The organism is Roseomonas nitratireducens (assembly GCF_017813355.1).
GTDB lineage: Bacteria > Pseudomonadota > Alphaproteobacteria > Acetobacterales > Acetobacteraceae > Neoroseomonas > Neoroseomonas nitratireducens.
On record NZ_JAGIYZ010000016.1, the window covers coordinates 39,081 to 55,848 of the forward strand.

Sequence of the window (16,768 nt, forward strand, 5' to 3'; positions counted from 1 at the left end):
ACGCAGCGCGACGAGGCTCCCGCTGGCCTCAGCCGACCACCGGCCAGGCGAAGGGAGCGGCGGGATCCGCCCCGAAGACCGACGGGCCATCCGCGAGTGCAACCGCGAGCGCGCATTCCGCGGCCCGCGCCAGCCGGGCCACGTCACGCCGCCATGCGCCGAGCAGCGCCGCATCCGGCGCGGCCCCGCGCATCGCGGTATCGAGCCAGGCGCCATAGGCCGAGGGCAGCGCCGCGAGGAAACGCGCCATCAGCAGCGCGTCGCGCGGCGCCAGGGCGCCGGGCAGCACGAGCGGCCCAGCCCCGCGCAAGGTGGCGGCCAGCAGCGCCCCGCCGGGCGCGCCGAGCCGCACATGCAGCGCATTCCCATCGGCGCGCAGCCCGATGGCGAGGCCCGGCACGGGCGTCGGCCCGAGGCGTGCGCCTTCCGTGACCGCCTCTACCACCCTCGCGCCCTCGGTCTCGCGGAAGGCGAGGCGGAGCCGCCCCGGCGCCACGGGCAGGATCTCCCGCAGGAAGCGCTCGCCCGCGATGCGCGCGACAGCGTCCGGCGCCGTCGTCGGGCCGGCCTCGGCGGTTTCGAGGCCGAGGGCGCAAAGGCGGAAGCCCATGCTGCGCATGCCGCCGCCCGAGGCGGGGACGTGCTCCATCCGGTCGGCCAGGAACCAGAACTCGGCGAGCCCAGGCTCGGGCATCGCATCCTCGCCCCAGGTGAAGTCCAGCACCGCGCCGGGGCCCACGCGGCGGGACGCCGTGTCCAGCGCATGGCCGTTGAGGAACAGCGCCGGCGCGGGGATCGCCTCGTCGGCCAGCAGGAGGAGTTGCGCTTCCCCCCGCCCGGCGCCGGCCGGCAGCGCGACGCGCAGGATCGACAGCCGGCCAGGGCCGCTGCGGCGGAAGCCGATGCCGTCGCGCAGTTCCGGCGGATGCCAGCCGCTGCCGTCGATGCCGAACAGCATGTCGTGCACGATGCGCCGGCGCGGCGTGGCGATGTCCATGGCGCGTCAGTCCAGCCGGAAGGCCCGGCGCTGTGCCGCGCGCACGATCTCGAGCCCGAAGCGCGTGCCGGCCAGTTCGACCAGTTCCGACAGGCCGTAGCCCTCATGCTCCGGGTCCGGCAGCGCGAGCAGCATCTCCCCCGTCGCCGCCGCGACCGGGCCGAGGCCGAGCGGCGCCAGCGCGTCGCGGCGCGGTGCGATGCGTGCCGCGACCTCCCTCAGCGCCGCGAGCCAGGCCTCCCTGCGCCACGCCGCGGCATGCGTCAGGTGCCGCACGCCGGGGCATTCGACCACCGAGACCTCGATGCCCAACATCTTCGCGTCGAGCAGGATCCAGTAGTCCCACCAGGGCACGCCGAAGGCGAAGGCGCCAAGGTCGAGCCGCGGCGCGATCGCGGCCGGCATCAGCACCAGGTCGAAGCCGTAGCGGTAGAAGGGGCCTTCCGCCTGGGCGGCGTGCGCCACCTCCATCCGATGGCAGGCGACGAGGCCGTCCCGCGCCAGCCCCGCCAGCGCCGCGCGCCGCGCGGCACAAAGGTCGAGCCGGATGTCGGCGTTGACGATGCCGACCACCTCCGCCCCCGTTCCCGCGGCGCGGGCCAGCGCGTCCGACAGCCAGACGCCCGGCCGGCCGTAGCGGGCCGCGACGCCCGGCGCGGCCCGCACGGGCTCGACCTGGGCCGGCAGCGCGGGCGCGTCCCCGGCTTCCTCTGGCGGCGTGAGGGCCAGCACGCGCCAGCCGGGCGCCGGCCAGGAGGCGAGGCACGCATCGCGCCAGCCGGGCCCGGCATCCTGCCCGCCCGGACCGGGCCGGCGCATCGCCGGCGGGACCGAGGTGGCGAGCGCGACCTCAGTCACGCGCATCAAGCCGCCGCATCCTCGCGACGTTCCAGGCGATGCCGACGGACCGGAAGGCGTGCCCGGGGATCGTGCGCAGGCGTGTCTCGACCGGGGCAGCGATGTCGCGCAGCGCCGTGCCGTTCGACGCCTTCGCGAGTTCGCGCCCGAGTGCGATGCCCAGCGCCACGCCGCGCCCGTTGCAGCCGGTCCAGGAGAGCACGCCCGGCGCGAGTTCGTAGACATGCGGCATGCGGTCCGCCGTGCCGGCCACATAGCCCCACCAGATGTAGTCGAAGCGGACCTCGCCGATCTGCGGGAAGACGCGCCGCACGCGCTCGGTGATGCGCGCGCGGATGCGCCCCTCCCAGCCGAAGGGCACGATCAGCCCGCCGCCGGTCACGAGCCGCCCATTCGCGTCGAAGCGGTAGAAGTACAGGTCGCCGCGCGTGTCAGACAGCGCATGGCCTTCCGGCAGGATGGTCTTGCGGATGTTGTCCGACAGGACCGACGTCGCCATCTGGTAGGATCGCACGGGCACGATGGTGCGCTTCAGCCCGGGCCAGAAATCCCCGGTATAGGCATGCGTCGCGACCACGACGCGCTCGGCTTCGAGCGTGCCGCGCGGCGTCGTCACGACCCAGCCGCCGGGGCCCTTCTCGATCGCCGTGACGGGGCTGCCCGTGTGCAGCGTCGCCCCGGCGCGGATCGCCGCCGCGGCGAGCCCGCGCGCGAGGCCGAGCGGATTGATCCGCCCGCCCGTCGCATTGCCCCAGCCTCCGAACCAATGGTCGGTGCCGGTCAGCGAGGCCATCTCGGCACGGGAATACAGCCGCACCGGCGCGCCGCGGCGGCCCCATTGCTCGGCGCGCGCTTCCGAAAGGCGCAGCCGCGCCTCACGATGCGCGGGCTGGATCCAGCCATTCTGCACCGCCTCGGCCTCGATGCCGTGGCGGCGGATCAGGTCGAAGGTGAGTGCGGCGCTGTCGCGGATCAGCGCGACCAGTTCCTCGCCCTTGTCGCGGCCGCCATGCTCCGGCGCGACGGCGGCAACGATCTGGTCCGGGTCGAGCCGCGACAGCGTCGGGATCACCTGCCCGTTGTTGCGGCCGGAGGCGCCCCAGCCGATCTCCGCGGCCTCGAGCAGCGTCACGGGCACGCCGGCCTCGGCGAGATGCATCGCCGTCGAAAGCCCGGTGAAGCCGCCGCCCACCACGGCGACGCCGGTGCGCGCCGCGCCCTGAAGCGGGGCGGTCGGCGGGGCCGGCGGGGCGGTCGCGGCCCACAGGCTCGGCGGCATCGGCGGAGTCATGGCGTTCATGCGGACTTCCTTCCGGTGAACAACACGGCGGCGAGCATGCCGCCGACGGCGAGGCTCGCCCCCATCCCCTGCAGGAAGGAGATCGGCTCGCGCAGCAGCAGCGCCGCCAGCAGCAATGCAGTCACGGGCACCATGATCGACAGGGTGGCCGCGCGCGTCGGCCCGAGCAACTCAACGGCGCGCGCGTAGAGGAACATCGCCAGCGCGCCGAGCACCAGGCCCTGGGTCGCGACATGCAGCAGGATCGCGCTGGTCGGCAGTTCGGCGACGGTCGCGGCGCGCAGCGGCAGCCACAGCGGCAGCACGGCGAGCGCCGAGACGATCGTCACCGCCGCGGTCGCCGGGATCGCCGGCACCTGCCAGCGGCGCAGCAGCAGCGTGAACACCGCCCAGGTCGATCCGGCGAGCAGCAGCAGGATGTCGCCGCGCCAGGCGCCCGGATGCGCGCCCGCGACGCCGTCCCAGCCGATCATCAGCACGCCCGCCGCCATCACCAGCAGCGCGAGCCCGCGCCCGCGGCTCGGCCGTTCGCCGATCATCGGGATGGCGAGCAGCGCGCCCGCGATCGGCACCGTCATCGGCGCGATCGTCCCGCCATGGGAAGCCGGCGCGTAGACGAGCGCCCAGAGGAACAGCAGCAGGTTCGGCGCGCCGCCGAACAGCGCGAGCACCACCATCCGCTTCCAGCCGATGCGGGCCAGCGCATCCCGCGCCGCCCAGGCGAGCGGCGCGAGGATCAGCGCCGCGGGTGCGTATCGGAAGGCCGCGAGGTCGAGCGGATGGAAGCCCTGGCCGGCCAGCGCGGGCCGCGCGACGACGGCATGCCCGCCCCAGATGACGGAGGAAGCGACGCCGAGGGCGAGGCCGAGCGCGATCTTGGGATTCATCCCGCCCACCCTGCACGCTCCGGCCGCCGCCGGGTATGCCGAAGATGCCTGTCTGGGTCCGGCGGGAAGGGAGGCGCGGCGCGCGCTCAGTCCGCGTAGACGGTGTTGAGGTCGGTGCCCAGGCGGTCGAAGGGCAGGCCGTAGACATGCAGGCTGATCGCCGTCTCGCTGCCGATGTTCACGAGGCGATGGATCGCACCCGGATCGGGCCCGGTGTGGCTGGTATCGCCGGACCGGCGCAGGGCCGTGTGGTTCGGAACGGGCGCGCCGCCGCCTTCGGGAAGCCGATAGCCGACCTCGGTCAGGCTGCCCCGGTAGAAGCCGATCGCGCACCAGGCGCGGTGCGCGTGCATCGGCGACATGTGCCCGGGCCGCCAGACAAGGGCCGCGAGCGACCATCCGCCCGCCGCATCGTCGTGGATCATGTGGCGCACATAGGTGTCCGGGGCGCTTGGGCAGGAGCGCCCGGCGAGCAGCGACGGGTCGCCCAGGAACGGCGCCATCGCGGCGGCGACGCCAGCGGCCGGCGAAGCCTTCCCCGCGGCGATCGCCGACGAAATCGCGTCGATCATCGGCTGCAAGCCGCCACGATCCGCCACTGGTTCCACCGACGTCGCCCCTTGCTGCCCGACCCTCACCTGCCGGCACTTTCCGTGCCTTGCCTCGCTGAGGATTTTCGATACCACGATTGCCGGAACCGCCCCTTGTGGTCGCGCAAGCGCCGCGCGTTCCGTCAGCCTTGATGGTTGTTCCGCCTGATCCCTTCCATGCGGAACGCGCCCGGCGCTTCGACGACGCTTGCGCAGGGCAAGCAAGGGCGACGCGCCGCCACCGCGTCATGCTCGCCCTGCCCACGCTTCACGCCGGATCCCTGCCGGTCATAACGGACGCGATAACGATTTCTGTCCAGGGGCGCAAGGTTCAGTCAGACCGCATCGGACGACCGGATCGCGAAGCAGGCACCGGTGCCGCGAGGCGGTCAGGCGCGGTGACGCCGCCACATCCGATCGACTGGCGCGGCGGCATCGCCGGTGCGCGCGCCGCCCCCCGAAACGCGAAAGCGCCGCCCTTTGCGGGGCGGCGCTTCCAACACGGGGCCGGCGTGGCCCGTCCGACGATCAGCGGCTGTAGAACTCGACCACGAGGTTCGGTTCCATCTGCACCGGATAGGGCACGTCGGTCAGCTTCGGCGCGCGGAGGAACTTGCCGCGCATCGCGCGGTGGTCGACCTCGACGTACTCCGGCACGTCGCGCTCGCCGCTCTGCGCCGCGTCGAGCACGGCCGCGAGCTGCTTCGACTTCTCCTTCACCTCGACCTGGTCGCCGTCCTTCACGAGGTAGGAGGGGATGTTCACGCGCTTGCCGTTCACGGTCACGTGGCCGTGGTTGACGAACTGGCGGGCGGCGAAGGGGGTCACCGCGAACTTCATGCGGTAGACGACGGCGTCGAGGCGACGCTCGAGCAGCTCGATCAGGTTCTCCGAGGTGTCGCCCTTCCGGCGCACCGCTTCCTCGTAGTACTTGCGGAACTGCTTCTCGCCGATGTTGCCGTAGTAGCCCTTGAGCTTCTGCTTGGCCATCAGCTGGACGCCGAAGTCGGTCGGCTTCTGCTTGCGGCGCTGGCCATGCTGACCCGGGCCGTATTCGCGCTTGGCGACCGGGGACTTGGCGCGGCCCCACAGGTTGACGCCCAGGCGGCGATTGATCTTGTACTTGCTTTCGGCGCGCTTCGTCATGCGCTGCTCGCCGCTGCCCTTCGGCCGCGGCCCTTCTTCGCTGTGCCCCGGAGGGCTGTTGTCCCGGTAGGCCCCGGCCGGTCGCCGGCTGGGGCGGGCGCAGGCCCCGAAGGCCCGTCCTCGTTCCCGGAAGGTGGCGGCGCAATAAGGCGCGGGGCCGGGCTTGTCAAACCACGGCACACGCCCCTACTCGCGCGCCATGGTCTCCCGTTCCGACATCCTCGTCCTCGGCCTGACGGCCGGCATCGTGGGCAGCCTCGTGGGCGGCCTCCTCCTCTATGCCGGCCTCGCGCTGGTCATGGCGGGCAGCCATGCGGGCTGGCTGCTGGCCCTGCCCGCGGCCCCGGCGGGCGGCGGGCTCGGCCTGCTGCTGGCGCGCCGCCTCGCCGCGAAGGCGGGCCCGGAAGGCGGCTGAAGGTCACGCCCGGCGGCGACCGGCCGGCCAGGCGCCATCGAGATAGGCCGCGACGGCGCGGTGGTAGTCGCCAAGGCCGGGCCGGCCGCCCCCGCCGCCGACCAGCCGGTTCATCGCCCGCCAGCGCCGCAGCACCGCCGCGACCGCGGCCGAGGCCCCGCCGAAGCCGCCCGCCCCTGCGATCTCCAGCGCCGCCGCATACTCCGCGTCGAAGCGCGCCCCGGCCGTGTCCGTCGCCTGGCCGGGGCGGAGCTGGTAGCGGTAGCAGAGCGCCTCCGCGACCGGCGCGACCCCGCCCGCCGCCGCCAGGGCGGCAAGGTCGAACAGCACGTCGTCGAGCAGGCGGAAGGGCCGGAACGGCGCCGCACGGCCGCGCGGCGCAAGCACATGGAGCGAGGCAAAGGCGTCCCGCCACTCGGCCAGCCCGAAGCGTGCCGCGCCGGGCGCGGGCACACGCCGCACCAGGCTGCCATCCGGGTCGCGCACCAGGCTCGGCACCACGACCGCGCCGGCGCCGCGTGCCGCGCTGACCGCGCGCGCGACGGCATCCGGCGGCCCTTCCAGCGCGTCGTCGCCGTCGAGGATCAGGACCAAATCCCCCTTCGCGATGGCCAGCGCCCGGTTGCGCGCCGCATATGCGCCCGTCGCGACCGGCCCCACAGCCGTGAACCGCAGCCGCGGGTCGGCCGGCAGCAGCGGTGCGTAGTCGGTGCCGTCGTCGGAGGCGACGATGACCTCCACGCTTGCCCCCGCGGCCCGGTCCAGGGCGGAGGCGACGGCGACCGGCACCTCGTCGCGCAGGCGGTATGCGGCGATCAGGATCGACAGGTCGGGCGGCGTCATCAGACCCATGCTGCCAGGAACCTCCCGGCGAGGCGATGCAGGGCGGCAACACCTTTCATCCACAGAAACATCCACAGCGGAAAGCGTTTGACCGTGACTCAGGAACCTAAGTAGAACACCAGCGAGGTTGCCGGTTTGTTCCAAGGGACTCGTGGTTGTCCCCAAGGAGCTCGTGGACCGGCCCTGGAGGGGAACGGATGCTCACGCGCAAGCAGCACGAGCTGCTCATCTTCATCGATCGCCACCTGCGCGAAACGGGCTTCTCGCCATCCTTCGAGGAAATGAAGGGCGCCCTCGGCCTCCGTTCCAAATCCGGCATCCACAGGCTGATCACGGCGCTCGAGGAACGCGGCTTCCTCCGCCGCCGCGCCCATCGCGCCCGGGCGCTCGAGGTCATCCGCCTGCCCGAGAACCTGGCGCCGAGGCCACGTGCCGCGCCGCCCAAGGCGCCCGAGGCCCCGCTCGGGCCGAACGTCATCCGCGGGCCCTTCGGCGGCGCGCAGGCGCGCCCTGCCCCGCCGCCGGAAGCCGCCCCCGTCACCCTGCCGCTGTTCGGCCGGATCGCGGCCGGCCTGCCGATCGAGGCGCTGCGCGACCAGGGCGCGAACATCGAGGTTCCGGCCGCCCTGCTCGGCGGCGGCGAGCACTACGCGCTCGAGGTCGCCGGGGATTCGATGGTCGATGCCGGCATCCTCGACGGCGACACGGTCATCATCCGCCGGTCCGACACCGCCGAGAACGGCAGCATCGTCGTCGCCCTGGTGGATGAGAACGAGGTGACGCTGAAGCGCATCCGCCGGCGCGGCAATTCGATCGCGCTGGAACCAGCCAATCCGCGGCATGAGACGCGGATCTTCGGGCCCGACCGCGTGCGCGTGCAGGGCCAGCTGGTGGGGCTGCTGCGCCGGTACTGAAAAGGCCGCCTATTCCACCGGCGCGGGCGGCATCTCCTCCCGCACACGGGGGCGCGGCGGCGGCGGCACCCATGGCCGCGCGCCGCGCCAGGCGCGGTCCGAGACCACGCGCACGCCCTCCGGGCCGAGCCAGGCGGCATGCGGCCCATCCCGCCACACGCTGAACCGGTCGATCGCGACGGTGTCGGGGCAGCGCAGGCGGATCGGCTCCGCGGCGACGAGCAGCGCCGCGCGCCCGCAGGGCGAAGCCTCGGCCGGGCGGCGCAGCAGCAGCGCGACGGCGCCATCGGCGTGCGGGCGCAGCAGGCAGGCGGCGGCGTCGCAGCGGATCGCGCCGCCGGCTTCCTCCCCCGATGCCGGCAGCGCGTCAGCCTGGGCCAGCCCATGGGCGCGCAGCCACTGGTCGCGCAGGAAGGCCGAGGCACCGGGCTGGCGCTGCAGCCACAACCTGTCCTGCGCGGCGACGGCAATCAGCCGCGCATCGCCCGAGACGAGGAGGTCCGGCGGCCGGTGCAGCGCCCCGCTGGCCATGCCGAGCAGCATCAGCGGCACCCCCAGCAGCCGCCAGCGCCGCGCCCAGAGGCACAGCCAGGTCAGCCCGGACATGAAGGCCACCAGCCCCCAGCCGGGCAGCGGCCGCGCGCCGGTCGCGGCACCGGGCCAGGATGCGACCTCCCGCGCCACGGCGAGCACCCCCTCCACCCCCCAGCCCATCACCGCGAGCGCCGGTGCCTCCAGCCCGAGCGGCATCGCCACGGCCGCCACCATGCCGGCCGGCATGACGAGGACCGAGGTCAGCGGCACGGCGATCGCGTTCGCGATGACGCCGTACCATTGCAGCCGCCCGAAATGCGCGAGGCCGATGGGCGCCGTCGCCGCACCCGCCAGCAGGGAGGTGAGGACCAGCCCCGCCGCGGCCACCAGCGCCCGGCGCCACCAGCTGCCATCCCCGGCGAGGCGCCGCAGCGGTCCGCGCAGGCTCTCCCACCCCGCGATCAGCGCCATGACCGCGGCAAAGGACATCTGGAAGGACGGCCCGAGCAGCGCGGCGGGATCGACCAGCATGACGGCCGCCGCGGCGAGCGCGAGGCCGCGCATTGAGATGGCGTTGCGCCCGGCCAGCAGCGCGAGCGTGACGAGCGTGGCCATCGCGAAGCTGCGCTGCATCGGCACCTGCGATCCGGTCAGCAGCATGTAGAAGCCGCCGGCGGCCAGCGCCGCCAAGCCCGCCGCCACCTTGCCGTCGGTGCGGACCGCGATGGGCCGGATGCCGGCGATGAGCAGCCGCACCACCCAGAAGCAGACGCCCATCACGATCGCGATGTGCAGGCCGGAGACGGAGAGCAGGTGCGCCAGCCCGGAATCGCGCATCGCGACCAGGTCCTCGCGCGGGATGGCGCTTTGCCCGCCGGTCAGCAGCGCCGCGGCGACCGCGCCCGCGGCGCCGGGCAGCGCGGCATCGACCCGCGCTTCCATCAGCGAGCGGGTGGCAGCGAGCGGCGGCGCCTCGCCCGCACCGGGCAGCAGCTCGGCCGGGCCGATCGCGAAGCCCGATCCGCCCTGCCCCGCGAAGAAGGCGGCGCGCTGGAAATCCCAGGCGCCCGGATAGGCCGGCGCCGATGGCGGGCGGACCAGGGCGCGGACGCTGATCCTGTCCCCCGGTGCGGGCCGCGCCGGGTCGCTCGCGCGCAGGCGCAGCCGGATCGTGCGCGGCTGCGGCGCCTCATCGGGGCCGAAGCGTGCCTCGCCGAGCGTCACGCGCCGCCCCTCGGGCAGCAGGTCGACATCCTGCACGATGCCGCTGAGCATCACCGCGCGGGTCGGCGGCGAGAGCGGCGGGGGAGCGGCGCGGGCGTGCAGCAGGGCGGATGCGAAGCCGAGCGCCGCCGCCGCCGCGAGGCCGACGACCCAGGCCGCATGCGCATGTCGCGGCGCCAGCATCAGCGCCATCGCCAGCAGGATCGGCGCCGCCGCGACGAACCATGTCGAAGGTTCCGCCCGCAGCGCGAAATAGCCGGCCACGCCGAAGGCCATCGCGACGGCGAGCCAGGGCGCGAGGCGTCCCCGTTCGGCCAGCAGCAGCGCCGCCAGCGGCGAAGGCGGCGCGGGTTCGGAAAGGGCCGCCACGGCGCCGAGCCTAACGTCGCGGTGTCGCAACAACAATCATCGGCGCATCCGCCATCCCGGCCAGGGCGGCTGTTCCTCCCGGCAGGTCACTGCCCCGCGGCGCCACCCGATCGCGCGGACCCCGCACGATCGGATTTCGTGCTGTAGAATCAATGGTTTCAAGAACAGGACATCCGATCAGGTGATTTCGCCCGATCGGATATTGCTCTAGGAAGCGGGCGCCAGGCTCATGGAACGCACGATGTCCGTCCGCACCCGCTTCGCCCCCTCGCCCACCGGCTACCTGCACATCGGCGGGGCGCGCACCGCTCTGTTCAACTACCTGTTCGCGCGGCACCACAAGGGCGCCTACCTGCTGCGCATCGAGGACACGGACAAGGAACGCTCCACCCAGGCGGCGGTGGACCAGATCCTCGAAAGCCTCGCCTGGCTCGGCCTGTCCCCGGACGAGCCCCCCGTCTTCCAGGCGAGCCGCGAAGCCCGGCACGCCGAGATCGCGCAGGCCCTGCTTGCCATGGGCAAGGCCTATCGCTGCTGGGCGACGCCCGAGGAACTGGCCGAGATGCGCGAGCGCGCCGCCGCCGAGGGCCGCCCGCCCCGCTACGACCGCCGCTGGCGCGACCGCGAGCCGGGCCCGGAGCAGGAGGGCAAGCCCTTCGCCATCCGCATCAAGGCGCCGCTCGAGGGCGAGACGGTGGTCGCCGACCTCGTGCAGGGGGAAGTCCGCGTCGCCAACGGCGAGCTGGACGACATGATCATCCTGCGCAGCGACGGCACGCCCACCTACCTGCACGCCGTCGTGGTGGACGACCACGACATGCAGATCACCCACGTGATCCGCGGCGACGACCACCTGACCAACACCTTCCGCCAGTGCATGGTCTATGACGCGATGGGCTGGCGGCGGCCGCATTTCGCGCATATCCCGCTGATCCACGGCGCGGACGGCGCGAAGCTGTCCAAGCGGCACGGCGCCGTCTCGGTGCTCGACTTCCGCGAGCAGGGCTACGTGCCGGAGGCCGTGTGCAACTACCTCCTCCGCCTCGGCTGGGGCCATGGCGACGAGGAGATCGTCCCGCACGACCGCGCGGTCGAACTGTTCGACATCAAGGATGTCGGCCGCGCCGCGTCGCGGATGGACTACGCGAAGCTCACCCATGTGAACGGCGTCTATCTACGCCAGGCGGACGATGCGCGCCTGACGCGGGAGGTTCTGACGATCCTTGGCCGGCGCGGCGTGCTGTTCGGCACGGATGGCGCGGCGCGCGTCGGGATGCTGATGCCCGACCTCAAGGAGCGCGCGCGCACGATCGAGGAACTGGCGGGGGCCGCCGCCTTCGCCGCGCATGAAGGCCCGCCGGCGATGGAGGCGAAGGCGCTCGCGCTGCTGACGCCCGAGGCCAAGGCGCGGCTCGCCGACCTCGCCGAGTTCCTCGCGGATGCGCCGTGGGAGAAGGCGGACCTCGAGCAATGGCTGCGCGACTACGCGGATGTGAAGCAGACGAAGCTCAAGGACGTGGCGCAGCCGCTGCGCGTCGCCCTTTCGGGCAGCACGACGAGCCCGCCGATCAACGCCGTGCTCTGGGCGCTCGGGCGCGACGAGAGCCTGCTGCGGATCACCGCGGCGGCGGCCGATGGAGGATGAGGACGCGCCAGGCGTCCGCCTCGGCGGGCTGACGCTGCGCGCCTTCGGCGTCGCGGGCAGCGCGCCCTACGAAGACTGGATCGACGCCCATGCGCGCGTCGAGGCCCCTGGCGCCGTGGTGGAAGTGCGCGGCACCTGGCTGCGCGCCGCGGAATTGGGCGCGCTGCTGCACGACCTGGCGCTGATGCACCGCGACCTGCGCGGCACGGCCGCGCTGCATTGCATCGAGCCGATGCTGCGGATCGACATGCGCTGCGGGCCGCGCGGGGACATCGCCATGACGGTCGAGATCACGCCGGACCCGTCCACCCAGGCGCACCGCTTCGACTTCGCCATCGACCAGAGCGACCTTCCGCCGGCGCTGGCCGGGCTGCGGCGCATCCTGCGCCGCGTTCCGCCCGTCAGCCCGGGATGACGCGCCAGGCGCAGGGCGCCACCGGTTCCAGCCGCGCGAAGCGATCCCAGGCGGCGAGCCCGCCCGCCAGCAGGCCCTCCCAGGCCTCGTGCATCGCCGGATCGGCCTCCGCGATGCCGTCGAGCAGCGCGCAGCCCCGCCGCGTGACGATCACGCTGCCATCGTCCTGCGCGGCGGCCTCGGCCTCGTCGCCTTCCGCCTGGGCCAGCGCGACCATGAATGCCGCGAAGCCCGTCGCGCCGAGCGCGGCGGCCGTCGCATGGACATGCTGCATGCCGACGAGCCGCGCCGCATGGCCGAGCAGCGTGCCGCCCTCCGTCGCGCCGAACAGCGCGACGGCTTCCCGCAGCAGCGTGCGGCAATAGGTCATGGCGTAGTTGCGCTTCGCACGCGCCACGCGCTCGGCCGGCCAATCGGCGGCGGGCAGGCGCGGCGCGGCGGCGGGGTCGAAGCGTGGCATGGCCTCGCCGGGCGCGAAGCGAAGCCGCTCCGGCTCATCGAGGTCGCGCGCATCCTCGGTGAAGTATCCCTCCAGCCCCGGATCCCCGGCCACCGTCTGGCCCGTGCAGACGAAGGCGAGCCGCGCGCAGCCGAGCATGATCCCGTTGTTGGCGTGCCAGCCGCGCAGCATCGCCTCGTTCACCACGCGCGGGATGCCGCAGATGGCGGTGCCGGACCAGATCCAGCGCGGCGGCGGATAGCGGATCCAGGCCTTGCGCGGCCCTTCCTCGACATACTCGACGCCGACGCCGCCGATGAAGTTGGACAGGTAGTGGTAGCGGGCCGCGGCGATGGCCGGCGGCATGCCATCCAGCCCGAGTTTCCGCAGGCCGGGCAGGAAGGTCTCGGCCTGCTGGCGGCGGAAGACGCGGAACACCAGCGCGGCGGCATCCGCTTCGCCGCGCCGGATGACGGCCGAAAGCACGGCCCCGGTGAACCAGGCGTGGTACCACTCGCCCACCGCGTCCGAGGCGGCGGCGGATGCCGGCGGGGTCGCGCTCAATCCGCGCGCACGCCGGCGCGCTGGATCACCTCGCCCCATTTCTCGTTCTCGCGCCGCAGGAAGGCGCCGAAGGAAGCCCGCGAATCCCCGCCCGGGATCGCGCCCTGCTCGTGCAGCGCGCGGCGGATCTCGGGGTCGTTAAGCGCGCCGGCCAGCGCGGCGTGCCAGCGCTCCAGGATCGGTTCCGGCACGCGGGCGGGGGCGACGAAGCCGTGCCAGTTGTTCGCATCCACGCCCGGCAGGCCGACCTCCGCCATGGTCGGCACCTCCGCGATCCAGGGCAGGCGCTGCTCGGTGCCGACGGCCAGCGCGCGCAGCGCGCCGGAGCGGATATGCGGCAGCAGGATCGGCAGGTCCGCGAAACCGAGCTGCACCTCGTTCTGCAGCAGCGCGGTGGCGAGCGGCGCGCCCCCGCGATAGGAGACATGAGTGATGTCGATGCCGGCGGCCAGGCGGAACAACTCGCCCGCGAGGTGCGGCATGCTGCCCGATCCGGCCGACCCGTAGTTCAGCCGGCCGGGGCTAGCCTTCGCCGCGGCGACGAGCTCGGCCACCGTGCGGAAGGGCGTCGCCGCGGGCACGACCAGCGGCTCGGGCACCAGCACGCCGAGGGTCAGCGGCGCGAGGTCCCGCAGCGGGTCATAGGGCGTGCCGCGGTCGAGCCGCGGCGAGATGGCAAGCCCGCCGGCGCTGCCGAGCGCGATGGTCGCCCCGTCCGGCGCGGCCTTGGCCGCCGCGTCCACGCCCGTCACCCCGCCCGCCCCGGCGCGGTTTTCCACCACCACGGGCTGGCCCAGCGTCGCGGTCAGCTTCGGCGCGATCAGGCGGACCACGATGTCCGACGGCCCGCCGGCCGCGAAGGGCACGATGACGCGCAGCGGCCGGTCCGGGAACGGCGCCTGCGCCAGCGCCGGCGCGGCGAGCGGCAGCGCGCCGAGTCCACCCAGAAGCGTCCTGCGATCCATCCGTCTTCTCCCTGCCCGGCTTCTGCGCGCCGCGGCGAAGGGGCAGTATCGGCCGAACGCGCCGCGCGCGGAAGGGAACGCCCATGAAGATCACCCGCGTCACCACGCACCACCACCGCACCGGCTTCACCTTCGGCGCGAGCACCCAGGGCGCGGGCGGCAACCTGCATCTGCGCGCGATGGACACGCTGCTGGTGCGCGTCGAGACCGATGCCGGCATCCATGGCTGGGGCGAAGGCTTCGGCTTCACGGTGGCCGAGACGACGAAGGATGCGGTGGACCGGCTGATCGGCCCGGCCTGCATCGGGCAGGATGCGGGCGACATCGCCGGCCTCACGCGCATGCTCGCGCGCCGCTTCCACAATTTCGGCCGCAACGGGCCGGTCACCTTCGGCATCTCGGCGATCGACATCGCGCTGTGGGACATCCGCGCCAAGGCGGCGGGCAAGCCGCTGCACGCGCTGCTCGGCCCGGCCGCGCGGCCTGCCGTGCCGGCCTATGCAAGCCTGCTGCGCTATGGCCGGCCGGACGACGTGGCGCGCAACGTCGAACGCGCGCTGGCGCTGGGCTACCGGCACATCAAGCTGCACGAGGTCGACCTCGCCTGCATCCGCGCCGCCCATGCCGCGGCGCCTGACGTGCCGCTCATGCTCGACATCAACTGCGCCTGGGACACGGAAGGCGAGGCGATCGAATTCTGCGAGTCCGTCGCCACGCTCGGCGCCGCCTGGGTCGAGGAACCGGTCTGGCCGCCCGAGGACATCCCCGCCATCGCGCGCATCCGCGCCGCATCCCCCGTGCCGATCGCCGCCGGGGAATGCAACGGCACGGTCGAGGATTTCTGCCGCATGTTCGAGCTGCGTGCGGTCGATGTCGCGCAGCCCTCGGTCACCAAGATCGGCGGCCTGTCGGCGATGCTGGAGATCGCGGAGCTCGCGCGGGAAGCGGGCGTGCGGATGGTGCCGCATTGCCCCTATTTCGGCCCGGGGCTGCTCGCGACGCTGCACCTGCTCGCCGCGCTCGAGGAAGCGGAGCCGATCGAGATCTACTTCGCCGACCTGGATCGCGCGCCCTATGGCGCCGCGCTGCTGCCGCGCGGCGGGGCCATCGCGCTGCCGCAGGCGCCCGGCCTGGGCTGGGAACCCGAGCCGGGCTGACCGGTCAGCCTTCCAGCCGCACGTTGGCGGCGCGCGCCACCTCGCGGAAGGTCGCGATCTCCGTCCGGATGAAGGTCGCGTATTCCTCCGGCGTCAGCGGATCGGGCACCGCGCCCATCTGCAGGATGCGCGCGGCGATCGCGGGGTCGCGCAGGATGGCGACGACATCGGCGTTGATGCGGCGGATGATCTCGGCCGGCGTGCCAGCGGGCGCGACCAGGCCCGACCAGCCCGCGGCCTGGTAGCCGGGCACCAGCGTCTCGGCGATGGTCGGCACGTCAGGCAGCTGCGGCACGCGGCGGGCCGAGCACAGCGCGATCGCCTTCACCCGCCCCTCGCGGATGTGCGGCAGGGCGGAGGCGACGGAATCCGTCATCAGCCGGACATTGCCAGCGATGACGTCGGCGATCGCCGGGCCGCTGCCGCGGTAGTGCACGATGTTGAAGCGGATATTGGCGCGCAGCATCAGCAGTTCGGCGGCCATGTGCTGGCTCGTCGCCGGCCCCGCCGAGGCCATGTCGAGCCCGCCCGGATTGGCGCGCGCGGCAGCGGCCAGTTCCGGCATCGTGTTCGCCGGCAGCGAAGGGTGCGCGATGACCAGCAGCGGCACCATCGCGACGTTGGTGATCGCCGCGAAGTCGCGTTCCGCGTCATAGGGCACGCGCGGCAGCACGGACGGATTGACGCCGAGCGTGCCGGATGTGCCGGCCGTCAGCGTGTAGCCATCCGGCGCGGCGCGCGCGCCCGCTTCCAGCGCGGGGGCACCGGCGCCGCCGGCGCGGTTCTCCACCACAACGCGCTGCGGCCAGCGCTTGGAAAGCTCGTCGGCAACGAGGCGCGTGATGATGTCGCTCGCCTGGCCCGGCGGGAAGGGAACGATGATCCGCACCGGCCGGTTCGGCCAGTCGGATTGCGCATGCGCGACGGCGGGCAGCAGCGGCATCGTGGCCGCGCCGAGCAGCGCGCGGCGGCGGAGCGTGTGGGCCATGGGTTTCCTCCCGGTTCGACTGGCGGGAGGCTACCGCCTGGCGCGGGCCGCGTCAGGCCCCCCGCATCGCCTGCGACATCTCGTCGAGCCGGGTCTGCCCGGTGCGCAGCGCCTCGCGGCGCTCGGCGGCGGCGCGGCGCTCGCGCAGCATGCCGACCACCTTCTCGGCGCCACGGGCCTGCGCGACCGACACGCGCTCGGCCTCCATCGCGGCCTCGGCCCGGGCGGTCGCCGCCGCCTGGGCCTGCTTGGCGGCCAGCAGGCGGGCGAGGAAGGCGCCATAGGTGAAGGGCGCCGCATCCGCGGATTCGCCCCGCAGCGCGTCCTCCACGGCCGCCGCCGCGGCTTCCTCGGCGGCGAGCCGCGTGCGCGCCTCCGCGAGCCTCCGCTGGGCGGTCGTGACTTCAAGGCGGCGGAGCTTTTCGAGCGTGGCGAGCGGATCGCGCTTCATGGCGGCTGTCCAGGGTACGGCAGCCTCACCTTGGCGCGCGAACGTTGCCCAAGCGTTAAGGCGCACC

Annotated in this window: 17 protein-coding genes; 5 read left to right on the forward strand and 12 right to left on the reverse strand. The window is 73.7% G+C overall.

The window, feature by feature from the left end; genetic code table 11:
- Positions 1–28: 28 nt before the first annotated feature.
- The 6 genes from J5Y09_RS24640 to rpsD all read right to left on the reverse strand — a co-directional run bounded on the left by J5Y09_RS24640 (position 29) and on the right by rpsD (position 5,778).
- On the reverse strand, positions 29–997 hold the full coding sequence (locus J5Y09_RS24640; RefSeq protein ID WP_209352878.1) for a hypothetical protein: 969 nt from the start codon (positions 995–997) through the stop codon (positions 29–31).
- A gap of 6 nt (positions 998–1,003) precedes the next feature.
- Positions 1,004–1,861, reverse strand: a complete 858-nt coding sequence (locus J5Y09_RS16310; protein WP_209352879.1) for a hypothetical protein — start codon at positions 1,859–1,861, stop codon at positions 1,004–1,006.
- Positions 1,848–3,155, reverse strand: a complete 1,308-nt coding sequence (locus J5Y09_RS16315; RefSeq protein ID WP_245217181.1) for an NAD(P)/FAD-dependent oxidoreductase — start codon at positions 3,153–3,155, stop codon at positions 1,848–1,850. Before J5Y09_RS16315 ends, J5Y09_RS16310 begins: the two co-directional genes overlap by 14 nt.
- Entirely contained in the window at positions 3,152–4,042 is an 891-nt protein-coding gene (locus tag J5Y09_RS16320; protein WP_209352880.1) for a DMT family transporter, read from the reverse strand. Before J5Y09_RS16320 ends, J5Y09_RS16315 begins: the two co-directional genes overlap by 4 nt.
- 86 nt (positions 4,043–4,128) lie before the next feature.
- A complete protein-coding gene (locus tag J5Y09_RS16325) occupies positions 4,129–4,857 on the reverse strand; it encodes a cysteine dioxygenase family protein (RefSeq protein ID WP_209352881.1) in 729 nt (242 codons plus the stop codon).
- Between the two features lie 303 nt (positions 4,858–5,160).
- Positions 5,161–5,778 (reverse strand): 30S ribosomal protein S4, encoded by a 618-nt coding sequence (gene rpsD / locus J5Y09_RS16330; RefSeq protein ID WP_209352882.1) that lies wholly within the window; start codon positions 5,776–5,778, stop codon positions 5,161–5,163.
- A gap of 199 nt (positions 5,779–5,977) precedes the next feature.
- Between rpsD and J5Y09_RS16335 the strand changes: the two genes are divergently transcribed.
- Positions 5,978–6,193 carry a hypothetical protein gene (locus J5Y09_RS16335; RefSeq protein ID WP_209352883.1) on the forward strand — a complete coding sequence of 72 codons (216 nt, stop codon included), beginning with the start codon at positions 5,978–5,980 and terminating at the stop codon, positions 6,191–6,193.
- Between the two features lie 3 nt (positions 6,194–6,196).
- On the opposite strand, the gene J5Y09_RS16340 is transcribed toward J5Y09_RS16335, so the two are convergent.
- Entirely contained in the window at positions 6,197–7,036 is an 840-nt protein-coding gene (locus tag J5Y09_RS16340) for a glycosyltransferase (RefSeq protein ID WP_209352884.1), read from the reverse strand.
- Between the two features lie 197 nt (positions 7,037–7,233).
- On the opposite strand from J5Y09_RS16340, the gene lexA reads away from it, so the two are divergent.
- Positions 7,234–7,950, forward strand: a complete 717-nt coding sequence (lexA, locus tag J5Y09_RS16345; protein WP_209352885.1) for a transcriptional repressor LexA — start codon at positions 7,234–7,236, stop codon at positions 7,948–7,950.
- 9 nt (positions 7,951–7,959) lie between these two features.
- Here the strand turns inward: lexA and J5Y09_RS16350 are convergent, their stop codons facing one another.
- Positions 7,960–10,077: a ComEC/Rec2 family competence protein gene (locus J5Y09_RS16350; protein WP_342451493.1), complete on the reverse strand. Its 2,118-nt coding sequence runs from the start codon at positions 10,075–10,077 to the stop codon at positions 7,960–7,962.
- A 241-nt stretch (positions 10,078–10,318) separates the two neighbouring features.
- Here J5Y09_RS16350 and gltX point away from each other — a divergent pair, with 241 nt between their 5' ends.
- Both gltX and J5Y09_RS16360 read left to right on the forward strand, forming a co-directional pair.
- Positions 10,319–11,722 (forward strand): glutamate--tRNA ligase, encoded by a 1,404-nt coding sequence (gltX, locus tag J5Y09_RS16355; RefSeq protein WP_209352886.1) that lies wholly within the window; start codon positions 10,319–10,321, stop codon positions 11,720–11,722.
- On the forward strand, positions 11,712–12,137 hold the full coding sequence (locus J5Y09_RS16360) for a WapI family immunity protein (protein WP_209352887.1): 426 nt from the start codon (positions 11,712–11,714) through the stop codon (positions 12,135–12,137). The genes gltX and J5Y09_RS16360 overlap by 11 nt, the downstream gene beginning before the upstream one ends.
- Here J5Y09_RS16360 and J5Y09_RS16365 read toward each other — a convergent pair.
- Positions 12,124–13,140, reverse strand: coding sequence for a hypothetical protein (locus J5Y09_RS16365; protein WP_209352888.1), 1,017 nt, complete (start codon positions 13,138–13,140; stop codon positions 12,124–12,126). The genes J5Y09_RS16360 and J5Y09_RS16365 overlap by 14 nt on opposite strands.
- On the reverse strand, positions 13,137–14,105 hold the full coding sequence (locus J5Y09_RS16370) for a Bug family tripartite tricarboxylate transporter substrate binding protein (RefSeq protein WP_209352889.1): 969 nt from the start codon (positions 14,103–14,105) through the stop codon (positions 13,137–13,139). The genes J5Y09_RS16365 and J5Y09_RS16370 overlap by 4 nt, the downstream gene beginning before the upstream one ends.
- A gap of 83 nt (positions 14,106–14,188) precedes the next feature.
- Here J5Y09_RS16370 and J5Y09_RS16375 point away from each other — a divergent pair, with 83 nt between their 5' ends.
- On the forward strand, positions 14,189–15,262 hold the full coding sequence (locus J5Y09_RS16375) for a mandelate racemase/muconate lactonizing enzyme family protein (protein WP_209352890.1): 1,074 nt from the start codon (positions 14,189–14,191) through the stop codon (positions 15,260–15,262).
- Positions 15,263–15,266: 4 nt separating this feature from the next.
- Here J5Y09_RS16375 and J5Y09_RS16380 read toward each other — a convergent pair whose 3' ends face one another.
- Positions 15,267–16,250, reverse strand: coding sequence for a Bug family tripartite tricarboxylate transporter substrate binding protein (locus tag J5Y09_RS16380; RefSeq protein ID WP_209352891.1), 984 nt, complete (start codon positions 16,248–16,250; stop codon positions 15,267–15,269).
- A gap of 52 nt (positions 16,251–16,302) precedes the next feature.
- On the reverse strand, positions 16,303–16,701 hold the full coding sequence (locus J5Y09_RS16385; protein ID WP_209352892.1) for a flagellar FliJ family protein: 399 nt from the start codon (positions 16,699–16,701) through the stop codon (positions 16,303–16,305).
- Between the last annotated feature and the right edge of the window lie 67 nt (positions 16,702–16,768).